The 19,765-nt window shown below is 57.8% G+C and carries 20 protein-coding genes; 12 read left to right on the forward strand and 8 right to left on the reverse strand.

Translation table 11 applies throughout. The features are described 5' to 3' along the window. Positions 1-10: 10 nt before the first annotated feature. The 7 genes from AC2FIR_RS19360 to AC2FIR_RS19390 all read right to left on the reverse strand — a co-directional run bounded on the left by AC2FIR_RS19360 (position 11) and on the right by AC2FIR_RS19390 (position 7,416). Positions 11-1,018, reverse strand: coding sequence for an ABC transporter permease (locus tag AC2FIR_RS19360; protein WP_480714184.1), 1,008 nt, complete (start codon positions 1,016-1,018; stop codon positions 11-13). Then, positions 1,015-1,956: an ABC transporter permease gene (locus tag AC2FIR_RS19365; protein ID WP_480812089.1), complete on the reverse strand. Its 942-nt coding sequence runs from the start codon at positions 1,954-1,956 to the stop codon at positions 1,015-1,017. The genes AC2FIR_RS19360 and AC2FIR_RS19365 overlap by 4 nt, the downstream gene beginning before the upstream one ends. Continuing rightward, positions 1,953-3,437 (reverse strand): sugar ABC transporter ATP-binding protein, encoded by a 1,485-nt coding sequence (locus AC2FIR_RS19370; protein WP_170614579.1) that lies wholly within the window; start codon positions 3,435-3,437, stop codon positions 1,953-1,955. The genes AC2FIR_RS19365 and AC2FIR_RS19370 overlap by 4 nt, the downstream gene beginning before the upstream one ends. A gap of 75 nt (positions 3,438-3,512) precedes the next feature. Then, on the reverse strand, positions 3,513-4,550 hold the full coding sequence (locus AC2FIR_RS19375; RefSeq protein WP_170614580.1) for an ABC transporter substrate-binding protein: 1,038 nt from the start codon (positions 4,548-4,550) through the stop codon (positions 3,513-3,515). Positions 4,551-4,595: 45 nt separating this feature from the next. After that, positions 4,596-5,510, reverse strand: a complete 915-nt coding sequence (locus tag AC2FIR_RS19380; RefSeq protein WP_170614581.1) for a sugar phosphate isomerase/epimerase family protein — start codon at positions 5,508-5,510, stop codon at positions 4,596-4,598. A 10-nt stretch (positions 5,511-5,520) separates the two neighbouring features. Next, positions 5,521-6,675 carry a Gfo/Idh/MocA family protein gene (locus tag AC2FIR_RS19385; RefSeq protein ID WP_170614582.1) on the reverse strand — a complete coding sequence of 385 codons (1,155 nt, stop codon included), beginning with the start codon at positions 6,673-6,675 and terminating at the stop codon, positions 5,521-5,523. A 12-nt stretch (positions 6,676-6,687) separates the two neighbouring features. Then, positions 6,688-7,416, reverse strand: a complete 729-nt coding sequence (locus AC2FIR_RS19390; RefSeq protein WP_170614583.1) for an SDR family NAD(P)-dependent oxidoreductase — start codon at positions 7,414-7,416, stop codon at positions 6,688-6,690. A 175-nt stretch (positions 7,417-7,591) separates the two neighbouring features. Between AC2FIR_RS19390 and AC2FIR_RS19395 the strand changes: the two genes are divergently transcribed. From AC2FIR_RS19395 to AC2FIR_RS19410, 4 genes are all read left to right on the forward strand, one after another. Beyond that, positions 7,592-8,620, forward strand: coding sequence for a LacI family DNA-binding transcriptional regulator (locus tag AC2FIR_RS19395; protein WP_496744376.1), 1,029 nt, complete (start codon positions 7,592-7,594; stop codon positions 8,618-8,620). Between the two features lie 78 nt (positions 8,621-8,698). Next, complete coding sequence (locus tag AC2FIR_RS19400; RefSeq protein WP_496744377.1) at positions 8,699-9,859, forward strand: fatty acid desaturase family protein; 1,161 nt, start codon at positions 8,699-8,701, stop codon at positions 9,857-9,859. Beyond that, positions 9,859-10,170: a MocE family 2Fe-2S type ferredoxin gene (locus AC2FIR_RS19405; RefSeq protein WP_496744379.1), complete on the forward strand. Its 312-nt coding sequence runs from the start codon at positions 9,859-9,861 to the stop codon at positions 10,168-10,170. Before AC2FIR_RS19400 ends, AC2FIR_RS19405 begins: the two co-directional genes overlap by 1 nt. Before the next feature lie 4 nt (positions 10,171-10,174). Next, the gene (locus AC2FIR_RS19410) at positions 10,175-11,242 is read left to right on the forward strand and encodes a hypothetical protein (RefSeq protein ID WP_496744381.1); all 1,068 of its coding nucleotides are present in this window, start codon (positions 10,175-10,177) and stop codon (positions 11,240-11,242) included. A gap of 504 nt (positions 11,243-11,746) precedes the next feature. Here the strand turns inward: AC2FIR_RS19410 and AC2FIR_RS19415 are convergent. Next, complete coding sequence (locus tag AC2FIR_RS19415; RefSeq protein WP_496744382.1) at positions 11,747-12,781, reverse strand: LacI family DNA-binding transcriptional regulator; 1,035 nt, start codon at positions 12,779-12,781, stop codon at positions 11,747-11,749. Positions 12,782-12,911: 130 nt separating this feature from the next. Between AC2FIR_RS19415 and AC2FIR_RS19420 the strand changes: the two genes are divergently transcribed. From AC2FIR_RS19420 to AC2FIR_RS19455, 8 genes are all read left to right on the forward strand, one after another. Then, positions 12,912-13,097 carry a hypothetical protein gene (locus tag AC2FIR_RS19420; protein WP_170614589.1) on the forward strand — a complete coding sequence of 62 codons (186 nt, stop codon included), beginning with the start codon at positions 12,912-12,914 and terminating at the stop codon, positions 13,095-13,097. A 22-nt stretch (positions 13,098-13,119) separates the two neighbouring features. Further along, the gene (locus tag AC2FIR_RS19425) at positions 13,120-14,265 is read left to right on the forward strand and encodes a TRAP transporter substrate-binding protein (protein ID WP_170614590.1); all 1,146 of its coding nucleotides are present in this window, start codon (positions 13,120-13,122) and stop codon (positions 14,263-14,265) included. A 112-nt stretch (positions 14,266-14,377) separates the two neighbouring features. After that, positions 14,378-14,890: a TRAP transporter small permease gene (locus tag AC2FIR_RS19430; RefSeq protein ID WP_170614591.1), complete on the forward strand. Its 513-nt coding sequence runs from the start codon at positions 14,378-14,380 to the stop codon at positions 14,888-14,890. Between the two features lie 11 nt (positions 14,891-14,901). After that, positions 14,902-16,230 carry a TRAP transporter large permease gene (locus AC2FIR_RS19435; RefSeq protein WP_170680424.1) on the forward strand — a complete coding sequence of 443 codons (1,329 nt, stop codon included), beginning with the start codon at positions 14,902-14,904 and terminating at the stop codon, positions 16,228-16,230. A 12-nt stretch (positions 16,231-16,242) separates the two neighbouring features. Then, positions 16,243-17,550: a histidinol dehydrogenase gene (gene hisD / locus AC2FIR_RS19440; protein WP_321253872.1), complete on the forward strand. Its 1,308-nt coding sequence runs from the start codon at positions 16,243-16,245 to the stop codon at positions 17,548-17,550. Next, entirely contained in the window at positions 17,543-18,304 is a 762-nt protein-coding gene (locus AC2FIR_RS19445) for an SDR family NAD(P)-dependent oxidoreductase (RefSeq protein WP_496744385.1), read from the forward strand. The genes hisD and AC2FIR_RS19445 overlap by 8 nt, the downstream gene beginning before the upstream one ends. Continuing rightward, positions 18,301-19,281, forward strand: a complete 981-nt coding sequence (locus AC2FIR_RS19450) for an alcohol dehydrogenase catalytic domain-containing protein (RefSeq protein ID WP_496744387.1) — start codon at positions 18,301-18,303, stop codon at positions 19,279-19,281. The genes AC2FIR_RS19445 and AC2FIR_RS19450 overlap by 4 nt, the downstream gene beginning before the upstream one ends. Positions 19,282-19,308: 27 nt before the next feature. Then, the gene (locus AC2FIR_RS19455) at positions 19,309-19,719 is read left to right on the forward strand and encodes a universal stress protein (protein ID WP_170806438.1); all 411 of its coding nucleotides are present in this window, start codon (positions 19,309-19,311) and stop codon (positions 19,717-19,719) included. The last annotated feature ends 46 nt before the right edge of the window (positions 19,720-19,765 follow it).

The raw sequence follows: 19,765 nt of genomic DNA on the forward strand, positions 1-19,765 counted from the left end.
GAAACCTCCTTTAGCGTGTGCCGGTGATCCTGACGTAGAGCGCAGTAACCGCGAGGATGATCAGCCCAAAAAGGGCCGTGCGTGCGCCTTCCGGCATCTGCATCAAGGTTAGCATGGTATCCAGCACACGCAGAATAAGTGCGCCCACAATCGCACCTGCAAAGCTGCCACGCCCCCCAAAGATCGATGTGCCGCCAATCACCGCCGCGGCGACCGATGGCAACAACAACGGATTTGCAAGGCTCAGTGAGGTTTGACGGATCATGCCGAGATAGAGCAAACCAGCCAGTGCGGCGATAAAGCTGGATAGCACGTAGAGCGCCAGATAGACCTGCCAGGCCCGTACACCGGAGAGTTTGGCGGCCTGTTCGTTGGAACCAAGTGCAAACAGCAACCGGCCAAACCCGGTATAGCGCATCAGCCACAGGATAAAGAGCGCGAACGGGACGAACACGAACAGTCCATTAGGCATTCCTGCGGTTCGACCGGTCCCGAGCCATGAAAGGAAAGCGGGAATCTCGGTGCCCGCATTGATGACGAGGCGTTGGTAGACCTGCAGGCATCCGGTGGCGATCAATCCAGTTCCAAGCGTCATGATCAAAGGATGGACACGCACCAGCCCAACCCCGATGCCATTCACAACGCCAACAACAAGGCCTGCGGACAACGCAATCAGGACTGCGGGTGTAACGCCCCATATTGCGCTGAGTGTCGCGCAGACGAAGGCTGACACAGTAGCGACCACTCCGACCGACAGGTCAATTCCTGCGGTCAGCATCGTCAGTACCTGACAAGCGGCAAGCATCGCCAGCGGAATTGCGAACTTGATCAGGTTGCCGACCCAAAAGGTTGAAATCAGCCCGTCCCGACCGGCCCGGAACGGGGTGACGATACCCGGCCGCAAGACCTCGAGCACAGCGATCATCAGGAACAGGAAGACCAATAGGGGGATGATCGGGTTGTCACGAAGATACCGCCCAAAGCGGACCATTGGCAGGTCAGTGGTGTCCATGCTCATCGGCGGGCCCCCCTTAGTGACGCCGCAGTGCCCAGCATGACAACGAGGACCATGATTGTTCCTTCGATAATGGTTGTCACGTTTGGATCGACGGCCAGCAAAGTCAGGATCGTTCGGATGATCCGCAGAATGAAAACGGCGATGATCGGGCCAAGAAGGCCGCCTTTGCCACCACCCAGAACGACACCGCCAAGAACCACCGCTGCGACAGAGGCCATAAGATACGGACCAGGCACCGGCTCTCCTATCCCGGTCAGGGCGGCCAGGCTTAATCCGCCCATGGCGCAAAACAGACCGCATAGGGCGTAGGCGATAACTTTCGTTCTTCCGACCGCAACGCCTGAACGGAAGGCAGCCAGTTCGTCCGACCCGGTTGCATAGATCGAAAGGCCAAGTTTGGAGCGCCGGATCGGCAGCCAGACCACCGCGATGCCGACAGCGATGACGACAAGCGCCTTTGGCAGCCCGTCGAACAGAAAATGCCCTCGGATCGATTGTTCCAGCCAGTCCGCCGTCGCGCCACCGGGTGTTTCAAGGATCAGCAACGCAGCGCCTTCCCAAACAAAAAGCATGGCGAGTGTAACGACGATGTCGGGTACACGCGTCACGACAATCAGTAGCCCGTTGATCAGCCCCATCAAAAGCCCGACACCCAGAACTAGGAGGAGGGCGGGCACACCGGCCATGCGTTCCATCAAAACGGCAGCCGTCACGGCGCATACCGCCATCATCGACGCAACGGACAAATCGATGCCGCCGACGATCACGACGATGGCCATACCGGCGGTTGCAAAAGCAAAGGGCAGGGCGGCACGGGCGATACTCTCAAGCCCGGACGCGCCGAAAGTGGGTTGTATCACCTTTGTGATGGTCAGAAGAACCACAAGAAGTAAAACAAGCCCCATTACCCAGGAGTGTTTTCGGATGGTCCCGCTCACGCTGCGCCCTCCGCTTCGGTCAGGCCATAAGCCGCGCGCATCAGTGTTTGTTCATCGGCGTTGGCAGCGTCTATCACGTCAACCACCCGCCCGTTGAAGATTACGACCGCACGATCGCAGGCCAGCGGGATTTCTTCCAACTCGGATGTGTAGAACAGAACCGCCGCGCCCTGATCAGCCAACTCGCGAACCAGTGGGTAAATCTGGCGTTTCGTGCGGACATCAATGCCACGGGTCGGGTCGAACAAAAGCAAGGTTTCGACACCGGTCGCCAGCCAGCGACCAATGGTGACTTTCTGCTGGTTGCCACCTGAAAGTCGTTGCACTTCGCCCTGCGCGCGTGTGTCGATCTGCAGCTTTTCGACCGCATAAGCGACCCGGTCCCGCTCGTGGCGGAGTTTTATCGGCCCCCAGTTTCTAAGACGTGCCGAGAATGGTAGGGCAATGTTTTCCCTGACGGACCTTTGCGCCATCAAAGCATCAGAACGGTCGCCCGGCACGAAGGTCAGCCCGGCCGCAATGGCGTCGGCGGGGTGGGCGAAATGAACAGGCTTTCCGTCCACTTCCATTGACCCTGACGTTGGTCGGTCAAAACCCGCGAGTACCTCGAAAAGCTCATCCTGTCCCTGACCTTCAAGCGCGACTACCCCCAGTACTTCGCCGGGGTGCAAGTCGAACGAGACGTCCGAGAAACTGGGCTCGAACGCAAGCGACTGAACGTGCAATCGGGGTGTCTGTGTTTGTGGTCCGTTTGCTTGAAGTATCTGGCGCTGTCCGATGTCTATCTTTTGACCCAGCATCAACTCGACAACGCGTTCTTCGACACCGGGTTCAATGTCCAGATCCCCGACGGACATGCCATCCCGCAACACCGTCGCCCGATCGCACAGTTCCGAAATCTCGGTGAAGCGGTGGGAAACATAGATCACCCCCATCCCGTCATTTGCCTTGCGTCGTACGGTTTTCAAAACACGTTCAACCAAATCTGTGGGCAGTGCAGCGGTCATTTCGTCCAGCAGGAGAACGTCAGGTTCAACTGCCAACGCGCGGGCCAGATCGAGAATGCGAAGCGTGGCGAGCGGCAGGTCGCCGATCATCGCTGACAACTTCAGGTCTTTGATCCCAAGTTCTGAAACCCAGTCACGGAACTGATCGACCGGTGTGTCGGTCAGCCTGAGATTGTCGGACACGTCGAGATCAGGAATAAGCGACGGTTCCTGGTAAACGGGCACCAGACCGGAACGGCGCGCCTCGGCCGGGTTTCCGACATGCGCCGGTTTCCCCCGGATCAGCACCTGGCCAGCATCAGGTTTCAGGGCGCCCGTTATGATTTTGACAAATGTGGACTTCCCGGCACCATTTGCCCCCATCAAGGCAACAATCTCGCCTTCGGCGACCGTAAGCTGGGCTTTGGTCAGGGCATGTACGGCGCCAAAACTTTTGGCCACGTCAGACGCGTCTAGTAGTGCTGTGCGGCTCATGGAATTCCTTGAATGCTGGAGATGCACTGTGTGTGCCCTCCGCCCCGCCGGGGGCGGAAGGCCAGTCTGTTGGGATCAGCCTTCGCCGGGTCCCTTGCAGTCGATGATCTGTTCCATCGTGTAGTCAGTCCATCCAGGAACCGTCACGGAAACGGGCCATTCAGGATCCAGATTGGGATTCTGAGCGGCCTTGATCGTTTCGCGGCCAGCATCTGTCGCGTTTTCCCAAAGCACGGGGTCGACAAGGACAGTGTTACTGTCAGGGGCCTCACCGTTCAGGATGTCGACGGCCAAAGCGATGCCCGCGCCGCCAACCGACCCGGGGTTTGTCACCGCTGCGCCATTCAATCCCTCAACCTCGGTCAGATATTGAACAAAGCCCGCATTGTCCGCTCCGACGATCGGTACCAAAGGTGCGCCGGATTCCGTAAAGGCGTCGACGATCACATTGTCGATGCCGCTGGTCCAGACACCGTCAAACGGGATGCCGGTGGCTAGGAAATCAAAAATCTGTTGCTTGCCCTGGTCCTGCTGCCATCCGGTGAACACCTCGTGCACCACGTTGATCTCGGGATGTTCAGCCAGTGCGCGCTTGAAGCCGTTGTCGCGGTCCGTATCCGCCGAAACCCCGGCGATACCGCGCATGTAAACGACGTCACCTTTCCCGCCCAGCTGCTCGAAAAGCCACTTGGCACCAAGGTATGCGTATTCTTCCTGATTGTTCGACAGAATGTACGCGCCGTCAGCCGAAACGCCGGCATCCACGGCCACAACGACGATATCTTGCGCCATCGCCTTTTCTAGCGCCGAGTTCAAGGCGTCAGGATTGGATGGGTTCAGAACAATCGCGTCAACACCCGCTTCGATCAGATTGTTGATGTCTTCCAGTTGCCCGGCAGAATCCGTGTTGCGATGCGCAACGATCAGGTTTGTGACATCGGCTTCAACCAAAGCCTGCGCACGCATGGCGCAGATCATCTGTTCACGCCAGCCGTTTCCCTGAACGGTGTTGGACACGCCGATAGTGTATTGCTTGTGCCCGTCCGCAATCGCCACAGTTGCAAGAGAAGCAGATACTGCTATCGCAGCAACGCCATAAAGTAGGTTTTTCATTTCGTTTTCCTCCCAGTTTTCAGTCGTTTCACGTTCGATGTTGCTTCATTTGATGAATGGCGACAGGACATCCCGGGCCAGCAGGAACCCCCGCTTGACCTTTTCGTCTGTGCCTTCGAACAGCCTGTCTTCATGCTCGATGATGATGGGACCGTCGTATCCGACGCGGTAAAGCCCGGAGAAGAAACCAGACCAGTCCACGTCACCCAGCCCGCAAAGCCGGGGGACTTGCCACCCCATGCCGGTTGACATCACCCCGTTCTCATACAGCCCGTCCTGATCAACCATCACATCCTTGGCGTGGACATGGGCCATGTGAGGGCCGAACTCCTTGATAAAGCGCGTCTGATCGATGAATTGCCAAATCAGATGCGAAGGATCGAAATTCATGCCAACCGCATCGCCCCACTGCTCGAATATCCGTCGCCAGATCTTGGGCGAATAGGCGATGTTGTGACCCCCGGGCCATTCGTCATAGCTGAAGATCATCGGGCAGTTCTCAAAACACAGGCGCACGCCAGAGTTTTGTGCGTGCTTGACGATCGGATCGAAAATTTCCGTCGCGCGTTCCCAGTTCGCGTCGAGGTTCAGCGTCCGGACACCGCCCACGAATGTGTTGACGACGTTGATGCCCATCACCCCAGCAGCAGTGATGACGTTCATGAGGTGCCCGATAACTTCTGCCCGATGATCCGCATCGGCATGGAGTGGGTTGGGGTAGTATCCCAGAGCGGAAATCTCGACCCCATGACCTCCAAGTTCCGCGATAATCTCATTCCCCTGATCTGCAGAAAGGCCGTCCACGTTGATGTGGCTGGTTCCCGCATAGCGCCGTTGCTCGCCGCCTGATGCAGGCCAGCAGGCGACCTCCATCGCTGAAAACCCATTGGCACCGGCCCAGGCCGCCACATCGGCCAGTTGAGAGTCTTCGAATGGTGCAGTCAGTAAGCCCAGTTTCATGTCATCGCCCTCAAATCTCGCTCAAATCCACCCAGCGGCTTTCTTTTGCCGATTTCACGACAGCGTCGCAGAACCGCATCTCGTAATGGCCGTCCTCGAATGTGGCCCATGTGCTGCCTTGCTGACGCCCGCCTGCGATGACATCGGCATAGACGGCCCGAAAAAAGTTGAAGAAGGAATCCGCGAAGCCCTCGACATGTCCGGGTGGCAATGTGGCGGCGGCAACCCCGGGGCCGTTCATCAATGTAAAGTCGCGCATCAGAGTCTGGTTCGGTGCGTCGCGGTGCCCAATGAACAGATGGTCAGGGGTTTCACTGTCCCAGGCGGCGCTGGCCTTTGCCCCGGCGATATCCCATTGCAATGAATTCTTTCGGCCCATGTTCACCTGAGACGTGCTCATCACACCGCGTGCGCCGTTTTCATAACGGATGAGGATCATCGCCGCGTCGTCGGTATCGATAGGGACAGTTTCGGTTTCGCCGGTTCCGCTGGAAAACGTCTCGACCGAGCCGAGAGGTTTCTGGCGTTCCGGAATGAAGGTTGTCAGCTCTGCAAAGACGGAAGCAGCTTTCAACCCGGTGACGAAACTTGTCAGATCAACCCAGTGCGTTCCAATGTCACCGACTGAACGCAGCGCTCCGCCCATTTCGCTTTCCAGCCGCCAGTTCCAGTCATCTGATTTTGCCAGCCAGTCCTGGTGGTAATGCCCTGTTATGAAACGAATATCACCAAGATCGCCTGTTTGAACCATGCCATGAGCTTGCTGGTTCAGCGGGTAAAACCGGATGTTGTAACAAACCGCCGCGACCTTTCCTGACGCATTGGCCAGGTCCACCATTTCAGCGCTTTCGGCGGACGTCATGGCAAGGGGCTTTTCACAGATGACGTGTTTGCCTGCCGCCAGAATCGACTTCACCTGCGGATAATGTGCGTGGTTCGGGGTCGTTACGTGCACCACATCGACGCTTTCATCCGCCAGCAGGTCGTCCAGAGATGCGTAAGCGTGCGTCACGCTCATCGCTTGGGCCCGATCCCGGCCGCGCTCTGGCGATGATCCAAGAACGCCTCTTACGTCCACGCCCAGACGCCGAAGGGCCTGAACGTGCGCCGTTCCAATGAATCCAGTCCCGATCACTGCCGCGCCAATTTTTGCGAAGTCACTCATCGTGTGCTCCAGTCAAACAACCGAATACCCTCCGTCCACGGTCAGGCATGTACCCGTCACAAAAGCCGAGGCATCTGATGCAAGAAACATGGCTGATCCTGCGATATCTTCCGGCTGACCCCAGCGCGCCAACGGTGTGCGGGTTTCGACCGCTGTTGTGAAATTTGCATCTTCCCTCGCCCGGGCCGATTGTTCGGTCACGATGAACCCCGGTGCGATCGCATTCACCCGAATACCGTCCTTGGCCCAGGCGATTGCCAGCGATTTTGTCAGTTGTTCCACACCGGCTTTCGAGGCGCCGTAAGCCGGGTTTTGCGGTGAACCAAATCGCGCATACATCGAGGCCACATTGATGACGCGTCCTTTTGCGGCCGAAAGGGCAGGGTGCAACGCCTCGGCGCAGCGAAACGACCCGGTCAGATTGACGTCCAGCACGTGTGAGAAGAAGTCGGGCTCCATCTCCTCGCCGCGCCGTGTGATCGCGGCACAATTGATCAGCACATCAATATGGTTCCGTGCTCCAGCGAATTTGTAGACTTCGTCCGTGTTGGTTACATCCAACTGACTGTAGCCAAACCGGGTTGCGTCCTCTTCGATGCAATCCGGTTCCACGCCGGTAATTTCCACTTCGGCGCCCGCGTCCTGAAATGCTCTGGCAACAGCTGCGCCAATACCGCCCCGGCTGGCGCCAATCACCAGGACCTTTGCCCCGGTAAAGTCGAAGGAGGTCTTCGAAGTCATCAAAGAGCCCGGCTTCTGCTGCTTTTGAATTCGGATGCCATCACTTCCCTCAATCGGCGAGTTTCCTCTGCAATCGATTACATTTTCGAAAAAACCTGCTTTTCAAAAGTTGTAATCGATTACATAATCGGCATCACAATAGATTCGAGTCAAGCTGGAAATTTTCTGACTGGTCATGAACAAGAAGCCCAAACCTGCCACGATACAGGATGTTGCCCGTTCCGCGATGGTGTCTACGGCCACGGTCAGTCGTGTTTTGTCCAATCCTGGTCTGGTGTCGGAAACAACGCGTTTGGCAGTGCAGGAAGCCATTCATGAGACAGGTTACCGCGTCAACCAGGCCGCCAGAAACCTGCGCATGCAAAGGGCGGGCGCTGTACTGATCCTGGTCCCCAATCTAGGCAAACCTTTCTACTCGGGCATCTTGGCAGGTATTAGCGAGGGGTTTGCCGGATCGGACTACGCGGTTCTGATCGCTGACACCGAAAGCAATCCATTGCAGGATGAAACTCTTGCCGGGTACTTTCGGGATGGCCGGATCGACGGTGCAATTTCGTTGGACGGCGGGATATCGTCGGCCGCGTTGCAGCAATGCATCAGGTACGGGGCGGGTGACCGAATTGTCTTTTTGTGTGAATGGGTCGAGGGCGCGTCCTTTCCGGTGATTTCCAGTGATAACGCCGAAGGTGCGCGATTGGCGATCAGGCATCTGCATAATTTGGGCCACAAGAAAATCGCGCATGTGACCGGCCCCGACGGGAATGTTCTGACAACGGCCCGGCGTGAGGGCATGGTCGAAGAACGGACGCGGCTGGGGCTTCCGGCGAGGCCCGAGTGGATCATCAGGGGCGATTTCTCGCTGGAATCAGGACATGAGGCCGCCAGAAGAATACTCGCGATGGATGACCGCCCAACGGCTGTATTCTGCGCGGCGGACATGGTTGCCTTTGGGTTGATCTCTGGGCTGGTCGCAGGCGGGCTGAAGGTGCCCGAAGACATTTCGGTTGTCGGTTTTGACGATATCGAAATGTCAGGTTCTTACGTTCCCGCACTGACAACAATCCGACAAGACCGGCATCAACTGGGACGCCGTGCAGCCGAGGTGTTGCTGGGCCAGTTGGCGAATACAAGCCGGAACCTTCCGACAAAAACGGCAGTTTCCGTGGAACTTGTCACGCGGGCGAGCACAGCGCCGCCCAGTTGACGGACCAAAATTCGAGGCGACTTTGCTATGGTCAAGGAAGCCGCGTACGAACTGCCATGAGCGATGAAGAGAGGGGATATGAGTAAGTCGACCGCATCCACTGGCTCGGATTTCGCTGTTCGGGACTATTCCCTGACCGGTACGAGTACGCGCCAGGCGATAGAGGCCGGTCTGTCGGCCGCCGAGTGGTATCATAGCGAGGTTCCCCGAAAGAAGCTGAAGTCTCTAATGAAGCGTCGGAATGCGCCTGCCATTCGTGACACTGCCATATGGATTGCCTTGCATTTTGTGTTTGCGGCTGGCGGGCTTTACTTTTGGGGTAGCTGGCTTTGCGTGCCTTTCTGGTTTGCTTACGGGGTCGTATACGGTTCGGCCTGCGACAGCCGTTGGCACGAATGTGGTCACGGAACAGCGTTTCGAACCCGGTGGATGAACGATGTCGTGTACCACATCGCGTCCTTCCAGATCATGCGAAACCCGGTCAATTGGCGCTGGAGCCACGCGCGGCATCACACCGATACACTTATTGTTGGCCGCGATCCCGAAATAACGTGGATGCATCCGATCAACCTGATCCTTAAGACGCTTGCATTTGTAGGGATTGTCGAGACCTGGACTTCGCTCAAAGTTCTGATGCGAAATTCCATGGGGAACCTGTCGCAGGAAGAGCGGGACTACATTCCGGAAAGCCAGTGGCCGAAAGCAGTATTCTGGGCACGGGTTCACGTCGCAATCTACGCCGCTGTTTTATTGGTTTCATTGGTATTGTTTGTCCCTGGGGCAGCTTGGAAGTCCCTGATCCCGATACTCCTGATCGGCGGCCCCCGGGTCTACGGATGCTGGCATTTTGTTATGACGGGGCTGCTTCAGCATGGAGGATTGGCCGAGAACGTTCTTGATCACCGGTTGAATTCCCGAACGCTCTACATGAACCCGATCAGCCGTTGGGTTTACTGGAACATGAATTACCACATCGAGCATCATATGTTCCCGATGGTGCCATATTACTCACTTCCAGCGCTTCATGAGTTGATCAAGGATGACCTGCCGCCGCCGAATACCTCGATTTGGGATGGCTACAAAGAAATGATGGGCTCCGTCATGAAGCAACACATTGATCCGAACTATGCAATTCGAAAAACACTTCCAACGACGGCGCGACCTTATCGAGAGCATTTGCACATGGCTGTTCCCGAGCGAAAAACGGAAACTGTAAGCGGCGACCGGGAGGGAGTGTAATGCCTTGGTTCGACGCTTGCGCCGTAGACGATGTTGACGAAGAGGACGTCATTCGTTGGGATCACGAGGGCCGTACATACGCAATTTTCCGTAGTCAGGATAATGAGTTCTACTGCACTGACGGTCTCTGTACACACGAACAGGTGCACTTATCGGACGGCCTGGTTATGGATTATGAGATCGAGTGCCCCAAGCACAACGGGCTATTCGACTACCGCTCGGGCAAAGCTCTACGAGCGCCTGCATGTGAAGACCTTCGCACCCACGAAACCAAAGTGGAACATGGTCGTGTGATGGTTCTGGTGGAATGATGGTTTGGGTGAGGTATCAATTGTGATCAACCTGTCCGCTACTGGTATCCGGCTTTCCTTCGATTTGCAGTTGGGGTTGATCGAGAGCTTTTGCGTAAATGACGGCGGTACCGAGATCTCGCCGCTGCATCGCGCACCTTGGGTCGGAACGGGCGAAGCCATGCCCGAGGGTATTGCGCCTCATCTGGAAAAACTCGGTGGTGACTTTTTTTGCGCGCCTTTCGGGGCAACCGAGGGCGCGTCGCCGCTGCATGGATGGCCGCCCAATTCACGCTGGGTATTGAAGAAAAAGACCGAAAACTACTTACGAGCCGAGCTCGAAAAAACGGTCTATGGGGCAAGGCTGCAGAAAGAGATCACACTGCGCCCGGGGCATCCATTTGTCTATCAGCGTCATACGTTCATTGGTGGCGACGGGTTGGTGCCGGTAGCCAATCACGCGAACGTATCTTTGCCAAATGGCGGGATCATTCAAACCTCTCGAAAGCAGTGTTGGAGAACACCTCAGACCCCGCTGGAAGTTGATCCGTCATTGGGCCATTCAGCGCTAAAATACCCGGCTGAAAGTGATACTTTGTCGTCTTTCCCCGGTATGGAAGACGACTTGGACCTGTCACACTATCCATGGTCTTCGAAAAGCGAAGATTTTGTCGTTGGGCTGGAACCCCCTGAAGTGAAACTGGGGTGGACTGCGGTTATTCGCCCGGTGGAGGGTGACGTTTTCCTGTCACTCAAATCGGCACAGGCTTTGCCGATGACAATGTTGTGGCATTCCAACGGAGGTCGTTACTATGCTCCGTGGTCGGGCAGGCACTTCGCCTGCCTTGGGGTCGAGGAGGGGGCTGCGTCGACCGTTCTGGGCGCTGATGAAAACGGTTTTCCCAAAGGTCGTGGAGTCATTCAACTGGACCCAGACGGCCAAGTTGAGATTAGTCATGTCGTCGGTGCGTTTCGTTGGCGTGATGGGAGCGGAGTGAACGCCATTGAGACCCGGAAAGACCAACTCCTGATCCGAAATACGAAGAACGAGGAGTTCCTTCTGCCGTTTGACCTGCAAGCACTCGGCATTTGATTGGACTAAAGCTGCGCATCCACACAATTGATGCACGACATCAAAGGCGCCACTCAATGCTTCACTCTCTACGTCTGTTTCATCCGCATTGCGGCGAGCCGGCCTTTTTGACCGAGCGTCCGCACTGATCCCTAAAGGCCTTGCACTGGTCCGGCATGAGGCTTTGCTCTCGACCATCCAGAAACTCGCCAGAGTTCGGGCGGTATAGATGGCAAGGCGGTGGACCACGATTTCCAGAATGCGGCACCAAGATGATAGCGATTATTTCTTATCTATTTTAGGGTGTTAGGGTGACGCGTCAAAGCCGGCGCAGGCAAAGCTCTCTGAATGCAGACCCAGATCGAACTGCGGCGACAGACTGCGCCCATCACTGCCGGTCAAGTTGACGTTGCTGGGAAGGTTGCCGACCGTGCTTTGGGTACAGTGCGCTTTGGTCGGGCAGTTGGCTATCCGCAAATGTCTGACTTCACTGGGGCGAAAACGGAGGATGCAAACCCCACGCGTCTATTGCGATGTGTGGCAGTCGGGTTCTGCCAGCGAATGTCGGCTGACCAGCCTTGTATTGATGCAGATTGAATGGCCTTCCGATTTGCCCTCAACCATTGCAGTCAATTCACGCGCGGCCTTGCGACCCATTTCCCGGTGGGGAACATGTACGGTCGTCAAGGCCGGGCTGACGATCTCGGCCAATTCTATGTCATCGAAACCCGTTACCGAAACTTGTTCCGGCACCTGTATTCCAAGTCTTCGGGCCTCGCACAGTGCACCTGCGGCCAGAACATCGTTGCCGCACATGACCACTGTTGGCCTTGGGGTGAGGGCCATCAGTTGCCGAAAGGCTTCAGCGCCCTTGTCAATTTCGTAAGTGGTTTCGATCAAGGTCAAGGCATCGGCGTCGAGGCTGCTCTGTGACATAGCCTGCCTGACACCTTCGACGCGGTTTTGCGCCCGATCGTTTCCTTTTGTCTTGCCCGAAATCATGGCGATCCGCCGGTGTCCTGCCGCAATCACGGTTCGCGCCAGTTCCCCCATAGCATCCTTGTTGCTGAAACCGACGGACGGCCGCTTGACGTCCGGGTCATAGGACCAGGCAACAAGTGATGGAACCTGGTGGCGCTCCAGATACTCATAAATGTCTGCGTCACGCTCATGTCCGATAAGAAGCAACCCGTCCGCACCGCGGGCGACAAGCGTGCGGATCTGCTCTCTCTCCACCTCGGGGTCGTAAGCGGAACTGGATACCAGAAGGGTATATCCGCTTTCACGAAGCTGGTCCTGAAACTCCTGCAATCCGCGGGCGAAGATTGCGTTGTCCATTGTGGGAATAATCGCACCGATGGTGAAGCTGCGATTCGCAGCCATAACACGGGCTGCAAAATTCGGCGTATAGCCCAACGATTCGACCGCTTGCATGACCCGACGCCGGGTTTGCTCGATTACCCGTTCCGGCGAATTCAGGCATCGCGACACAGTGGCGGTGGAAACGCCGGCCGCCTTTGCAACGTCGTTAAGTGTCGGAGCTGTACGGGTTTTTCCCATGCGGAGCCTGCTGTTGCTTTGGCACCGTCTTACCACAAAAAACCGGTCTTGCCATCTGTTGATGTAAGCGCTTGCATTATTGATGTAAGCGCTTACAAATAGAGTTGAGAAAACAATCCGGGGTTTTGCGATGTTCCTTTGGGCTGCTGCTGTCGTCTTTGCCGTATTTTTCACAAATGTGGCGCTGGGCGCATTTGGAGGCGGCGGATTCCTGGGGGATGTCGGTGAGATGCTGGTTCTGTTTGCTGCCTCGATCCTGTTCGTGGCGGCCATTCTCAAGCGAGAGGCTGACCAAGAAAACAACAACGGCAGCTGACGGATTCAATGGGAGGAAGAAAATGACGAATGGCAAGGATGGCCTCAAATCTGCTGAGCGCCGGAATTTTCTGAAGCTGGCTTCAACTGGCTCGTTCACAGCGGCGGTGGTGGCCGGAGCTGGCGGCGTATTGTGGTCTTCGGAGGCCGCAGCGCAAACCGCCAAAGAAGAGAAAGAACGCGAGAATGCAGCCGAGCATGTGATGACCGTCGCCACGGCTTACGTACTGGGCGCATCGCGCAGTTATCCGATCATGCAGCTGGATCTGAAGGAAAATATCCAGAACGCGACCAATGGCAAGATCTACGTCAAGCTGGCCCCCGGCGGGCAGTTGGGTGCGGGCGGCGCGCTGGTTCAGAAGGTTCAGGGCGGCACAATTCAGGCAGCACAGCATTCGCTGTCGAACTTTGCGCCTTTTGCCTCGACCGTCGATCTGATCAACATGCCGTATCTGTGCGGCTCGAACCAGCGGTTTACCAATCTGGTGCATTCCGACACTTGGAAGAACGAAGTGCATCCCAAGGTCGAAGCCGCCGGGTTCAAGGCGCTTTTCTACGTTGTGATTGATCCACGGGTTGTCGCCGTGCGTCAGGGCGGAAACGCCATTCTTACCCCGTCGGACATGAGCGGTGTGAAATTCCGCGTGCCGGGTTCGAAGATGCTCCAGCAATACTATCGGATGGTCGGTGCCAACCCGACACCTGTCGCATGGGGCGAGACGCCATCGGCGATCAAGCAGGGTGTGGCCGATGCGCTGGATCCGTCGGTCGGTGCGTTGTATGTCTTTGGCTTCAAGGACATTCTCAGCAACGTCACCTTCACGCAGGCCGTGCCGGACAGTCAGGTCTATTCCTGTAATCTGGAATGGTTCAATTCACTCCCATCCGATGTGCAGGAGGGGATCATGTGGGGGTCGGAAATGACCAGCCACCAGAACCTGTCCAAAGTACCGTCGGCGCGGGCCTATGCCATGGCGGAACTGAACAAGGCAGGCGTGCAATTCCATTCGCTGTCCGATGATCAACTGGCCGAGTGGAAGGATGCCGGTGGCTATCAGCGTTCGGAATGGGATCCGTTCAAAACCGAACTTGCTGGCTCGATGGACAATTTCGAAAAACTGGTCGAGGCGGCTGGAACGCAGGGCAAGTACTACGTCCACGACGCATAAGATCCGACGGGCGAGGGGGCTGACCTCTCTCGCCCGTTTTACCACGTGCAACCAGATGGCGGCGGTCCAAGCGGACCGGCAGGTCTAATGTTGCCAGGGACCGGGGCCGGAAATGACCATATTGCAAAAAATCGACCGAGACGCCGAGCGCTGGCTGCTACTGGTGTTCTACGTGATGCTTGTCATCACCATGGCGATCGAGGTGTTGCGGCGGGAAGTGTTCGCCTTTTCCTCGATCTGGGGCGAAGAGATCGTCCGCTATTCCTTCATATATCTAGCTTGGATCGGCGCGGCGGCGGCCGTCAAGGAACGCGCCCATATCCGCATCGACGTGATCATGCATTACCTGGGGCCACGCCCTAAGGCGGCTTTGTACATCTTCGGCGATTTGGTGATGTTCGTGGTGGCCGTTATCGCGCTCTACTGGTCGTATGAGGCGGTTCATGTCTCGGCCAAGTTCGGTTCGGTCACGGACGGGTTGCGGGTCTCCAAGGTCTGGTTCCTAATGGCTGTGCCGACCGGATTTGCGCTGATGATATGGCGGCTGATCCAATCCCTTTTGCGCGACCTGAAATCCCTTCGCGACGGCACGCCCGTCTTCGAAGGCGACAAGCTGTTTGACTGAGGAGAACTCGAATGCTCTGGAACTCCCTCAATCAGACTGTTGAGCTTGGATGGGATTTTTACCTGCCGGTGATCCTGTTCGTGGGCCTGATCGCTTTGGCGGTGCCGGTCTGGGCCGCCATTGGCACCGCGGCGATTGTCATGCTGATTATGTCGGGCGACCTGCCGCTGAGCGCCATCGGTGAAAGCCTGTTCACCGGTATCGACGCATTTGCACTGACAGCTGTGCCGCTGTTCATCCTGACCGGCGATGTGCTTGTGCGAACCGGCCTCAGTAAGAAATTTCTGGATGTGGCCGAGGCGCTGACCTGCTGGACGCGCGGCGGTTTCGGATCAGCGACCGTTCTGGTCTGCGGGATGTTTGCGGCGATCTCGGGCTCGGACGCGGCGGGTGCCGCTGCCGTGGGGCGGATGACAATCGCGCGGCTTGTCGAAAGCGGTTACCCCCGACCCTATGCCTGCGCCCTGGTGGCGGCTGGCGCCTGTACCGGCATCCTTATCCCACCTTCAATCGCGTATATCATTATCGGCCTCGTGCTGGGCATCTCAGCGTCAACACTGTTTCTGGCGGCGCTTATCCCGGGTCTTGCGATCCTGGTGTCGATCCTGATCACCAACATCATCATGAACCGCCTTTATACCTATGAGACCGGCGGCAACATGGGGTTGGGCGAGTGGATGGGCAATCTGGGTCAATCGTTGAAATCCGGCTGGTATGCCTTCATCGTGCCGGGGATCATTTTCTACGGCATCTTCTCGGGCCGTCTTACCCCGACCGAAGCCGGCGCAACGGCGGTGGTCGTAACCATCGTGATGGGTTTCATACTGGGCACCCTGAAGCTGTCGGATTTTCCGGCGATGCTTGTCAGCTCTGCCAAAGTGAACGGGGTGATCCTGCCGATCATCGCATTTTCAGCCCCGCTGGCCGAGGCGCTGGCAATCATGGGTGTGCCGCAGGGCTTTGTGACCGCCGTAACCGGGCTGACCGATGATCCGGCCATGCTGATCCTGTTGATGATCTGCATCCTGATCGCAGCGGGCTGCGTTATGGAGACGACGCCCAACATCGTGATCCTGGCGCCAATCCTGAAACCTCTGGCCGACAACATTGGCATGAACGAGATCCAGTTCTGCATCATGATGATCACCGCGCTGGGCGTTGGCTTCATCACACCGCCCCTGGGACTGAACCTCTTTGTCGTCTCCGGCATTACCGGCGAGTCGATCCTGAAAATCGCAGCCCGTGCCGTGCCCTTTGTTCTGACAATGCTGATCGTCGTGCTGCTGATCGCCTATTTCCCGCCGATCTCGACCACTTTGCTTCCTGATATCTACAAGTAGGACCCCCTGGAAATGACCCGTGAATATCTGAAAAAGGCCACCCTGACTCCCAAGTCGGACGCGTCTGAAACTCATAAGATCGTGCAGGGCATCCTCGACGACATTGAGACTGGAGGCGATGCCAAGGCTCTGGAATATGCCGCAAAGTTTGACCAGTACGAGGGCAACGTGCTGCTGACGCCGGAAGAGATCGAAGCGGCTTGTGCACTGGTCCCGGAGAAACTGAAGGCCGATATTCGGTTTTCCCACGACAATGTTCGCCGCTTTGCCCAGCTGCAAAAAGGCACGGTGCATGACGTGGAAATGGAAATCTCGCCCGGTTTCGTTACCGGGCAAAAGGCGATCCCGGTGGATGCGGCCGGATGCTACGTGCCGGGCGGGCGCTACAGCCATATTGCCAGCGCCATCATGACCGTGACCACCGCCAAGGTGGCAGGGTGCAAGCATATCACCGCCTGTTCGCCGCCGCGCCCCGGCGTCGGTGTGGCCCCGGCCATCATTTATGCCGCCCACATCTGCGGCGCGGATAAAATCATGGCAATGGGTGGTGTTCAGGGGGTTGCGGCAATGACATTCGGTCTGTTTGGCTTGCCCAAGGCAAACATCCTGGTGGGCCCCGGAAATCAGTTTGTTGCCGAGGCCAAGCGCATCCTGTTTGGTCGCGTTGGCATCGACATGATCGCAGGCCCGACAGACAGCCTGATCCTGGCTGACGGCACAGCGGACGCCCACATCGTCGCTACCGATCTGGTGAGCCAGGCAGAGCATGGCTACAACTCTCCGGTCTGGCTGGTTACCGACAACCGCGCCCTGGCGGAAGACGTGATGCGGCTGGTACCGGATTACATCAACGACCTGCCCGAGGTGAACCGCGAGAACGCCGCAGCGGCCTGGCGTGACTATGCCGAGGTGATCCTTTGTGCGGATCGAGAAGAAATGGCCGCCTGTTCCGACGAATACGCGCCCGAGCATCTGACAGTGCAGGCCGCGGATCTGGATTGGTGGCTTGAGCGGCTGACCTGCTACGGCTCATTGTTCCTGGGTGAAGAGACTACAGTTTCCTACGGCGACAAGGCCGCAGGGACCAACCATGTGCTGCCGACTTCGCGCGCGGCAAGCTATACTGGCGGGCTGTCGGTTCACAAATACATGAAGATCGTCACCTGGCAGCGCGCAACCCGCGAGGGTTCGAAACCAGTGGCCGAGGCCACCGCGCGGATTGCCCGGCTGGAAGGGATGGAGGGGCACGCGCGTGCCGCCGACGTCCGGTTGGCCAAGTACTTCCCGGACGAAGTCTTTGATCTGACCGCAAATGGCTGACCCGCGTGCCCTGTTTGATCTGACAGGCCGAACTGCCTGCGTAACCGGCGCCAGTTCCGGTTTGGGACGGCAAGCGGCAGTGACGCTCGCTGCCGCCGGAGCGCAGGTTGTGGCGGTCGCACGGCGTGCCGAGGCATTGGAAGGTCTGTGTGCGGAAATCGGGGCTGGCGGTGCCCATGTGGTGGCGGATGTGGCGGACCGCGGCGGGCTGAAGGCGCTGGCAGAAGCGATTTCGGCCCCCTTCGGAATGCCGGATATTCTGGTACATGCGGCCGGGATAAATACACGGCAGCCAGCGGACGAAGTGACGATTGCGGATTGGGATCAGACGCTGGCTTTGAACCTTTCAGCGCCCTTCTTTATCAGCCAGGCATTTGTGCCTGCGATGAAGGAACGGGGGTGGGGGCGGATCGTCAATTTCGCCTCGCTCCAGACCTTTCGGGCTTTTCCCGGTGGCATCGCCTACGGAGCCAGCAAGGGTGGGGTCGGTCAGATGACCCGCGCCATGGCAGAAGCCTGGTCGCCCCACGGCATCACCGCCAACGCGATCGGGCCCGGGTTCTTCCCGACCGAGCTGACACAGGCCGTGTTCAGCGACAAGGCGCGCGCTGCGGGCAATGCGGCGCAAACCTGTATCGGTCGCAATGGCCGGCTTGAGGATATCGACGGACCGCTGTTGTTTCTGTGTTCCGAAGCGTCGGGTTATGTCACCGGGCAAGTCCTGATGGTTGACGGAGGGTTCACGGCAAAATGAAAGCGCTTGTCTATGAAGGGGTTGAGAAGCTTGGCTTTCGCGATGTGCCGATGGCTGCGGCCCAGGCAGGCGAACACCTGATCCGCATCCATGCCTCGGGCATCTGCGGGTCCGACATGCATGCCTATCTGGGTCATGACGCCCGGCGTCCTGCGCCGCTCATATTGGGGCACGAGGCGGCTGGAGTAATCGTCGGCGGGCCGCGTGATGGTCAACGGGTAGCGATCAATCCGTTGGTCACCTGTGAAGAGTGTGCCGCCTGTGTGTCCGGGCGCGAAAACCTCTGCGCCCGCCGCGAGATCATTTCAATGCCCCCGCGCGAGGGGGCCTTTGCGCAGTTCGTGGCAATCCCCGAGCGCAATCTGGTAACGGTGCCGGATGACGTGCCGCTGGAAAAGGCGGCGCTGAGTGAACCGCTGGCCGTAAGCTGGCATGCCGCCCGACTTGCACTCGAAGCGCTGAATCCACAGATGGAACGCCGCGCGCTTGTCATCGGCGGCGGCGCGATCGGGCTGGCGGCTGCCTTGGCGTTTCGCGCCATGGGTGTGGATGATGTGACGATACAGGAACCCAACGCCGCCCGCCGTGCCTTTCTGACAGAGCGCTGCGGCCAACAGACAATCGACGCGTTTCAGGGCATGGTGCCGCTGGTGGTGGATGCGGTGGGGTATGCTGCCACCCGTGCCGCAGCCTCGGCGATTGCAATGCCGGGCGGAGTAATTGCGCATGTCGGTCTGGGTGAGGATGCGGGCGGTCTGGATATCCGCCGCATGACCTTGCAGGAAATCACATTCATCGGCACTTATACCTATACCGCGCAGGATTTCCGTGACACCGCACAGGCAATTTTTGAAGGTCGCCTGGGCCCGCTCGACTGGCCCGAATTGCGCCCGTTGTCTGACGGCGCTGCCGCCTTTCACGACCTGCGGTCCGGTTCGGTGGCTGCGCCCAAGATTATCCTCGACCCGTGGGCCTGAACGCCTGCGATAAAACGGAGAGAACCCATGTATGACAAAGTCCTGGTTCCCATGGCCCTGGATCACGGAGTTTCCGGCACCACCCTCAGGGCCGCCACGACATTATGCAATCCGGGTGGGCAGATCATCGCTCTGCACGTCTACGAAGCGCCGCATGGCTCAGTCGGCACTTATTTGGACGAAGACGTCGTGCGCGAAGGGTTTGAAACGGCCCGCCGCCAGCTGGCCCAGAAAACGTCAGACCATGACAACGTAACAGCCGAGATCGTAAAGGGCCGTTCGTATCGCGGCATCGTCGAATACGCGGAAAAACACGGCGTGGACTGCATTGTCGTTGGTTCTCACAAGCCCGGCCTCAGCGACTATTTTCTGGGCACAACGGCAGCCCGTGTTGTTCGCCATGCTCCGTGCGCGGTGCATGTCTGCCGCACCGCCTGAACTCCGATACTGACACATCCAACCGCGCGTTATGCGCCACAGACAG

The organism is Ruegeria sp. CDSB136 (genome assembly GCF_059610965.1).

Coding starts and splice junctions, on each gene's coding strand:
- AC2FIR_RS19450 (WP_496744387.1), top strand. CDS start 18,301: ATGAAAGCGCTTGTCTATGAAGGGGTTGAGAAGCTTGGCTTTCGCGAT.
- AC2FIR_RS19360 (WP_480714184.1), bottom strand. CDS start 1,018: ATGAGCATGGACACCACTGACCTGCCAATGGTCCGCTTTGGGCGGTAT.
- AC2FIR_RS19415 (WP_496744382.1), bottom strand. CDS start 12,781: ATGGGAAAAACCCGTACAGCTCCGACACTTAACGACGTTGCAAAGGCG.
- AC2FIR_RS19390 (WP_170614583.1), bottom strand. CDS start 7,416: ATGACTTCGAAGACCTCCTTCGACTTTACCGGGGCAAAGGTCCTGGTG.
- AC2FIR_RS19405 (WP_496744379.1), top strand. CDS start 9,859: ATGCCTTGGTTCGACGCTTGCGCCGTAGACGATGTTGACGAAGAGGAC.
- AC2FIR_RS19435 (WP_170680424.1), top strand. CDS start 14,902: ATGCTCTGGAACTCCCTCAATCAGACTGTTGAGCTTGGATGGGATTTT.
- AC2FIR_RS19375 (WP_170614580.1), bottom strand. CDS start 4,550: ATGAAAAACCTACTTTATGGCGTTGCTGCGATAGCAGTATCTGCTTCT.
- hisD (WP_321253872.1), top strand. CDS start 16,243: ATGACCCGTGAATATCTGAAAAAGGCCACCCTGACTCCCAAGTCGGAC.
- AC2FIR_RS19380 (WP_170614581.1), bottom strand. CDS start 5,510: ATGAAACTGGGCTTACTGACTGCACCATTCGAAGACTCTCAACTGGCC.
- AC2FIR_RS19425 (WP_170614590.1), top strand. CDS start 13,120: ATGACGAATGGCAAGGATGGCCTCAAATCTGCTGAGCGCCGGAATTTT.
- AC2FIR_RS19385 (WP_170614582.1), bottom strand. CDS start 6,675: ATGAGTGACTTCGCAAAAATTGGCGCGGCAGTGATCGGGACTGGATTC.
- AC2FIR_RS19400 (WP_496744377.1), top strand. CDS start 8,699: ATGAGTAAGTCGACCGCATCCACTGGCTCGGATTTCGCTGTTCGGGAC.
- AC2FIR_RS19430 (WP_170614591.1), top strand. CDS start 14,378: ATGACCATATTGCAAAAAATCGACCGAGACGCCGAGCGCTGGCTGCTA.
- AC2FIR_RS19370 (WP_170614579.1), bottom strand. CDS start 3,437: ATGAGCCGCACAGCACTACTAGACGCGTCTGACGTGGCCAAAAGTTTT.
- AC2FIR_RS19420 (WP_170614589.1), top strand. CDS start 12,912: ATGTTCCTTTGGGCTGCTGCTGTCGTCTTTGCCGTATTTTTCACAAAT.
- AC2FIR_RS19455 (WP_170806438.1), top strand. CDS start 19,309: ATGTATGACAAAGTCCTGGTTCCCATGGCCCTGGATCACGGAGTTTCC.
- AC2FIR_RS19395 (WP_496744376.1), top strand. CDS start 7,592: ATGAACAAGAAGCCCAAACCTGCCACGATACAGGATGTTGCCCGTTCC.
- AC2FIR_RS19445 (WP_496744385.1), top strand. CDS start 17,543: ATGGCTGACCCGCGTGCCCTGTTTGATCTGACAGGCCGAACTGCCTGC.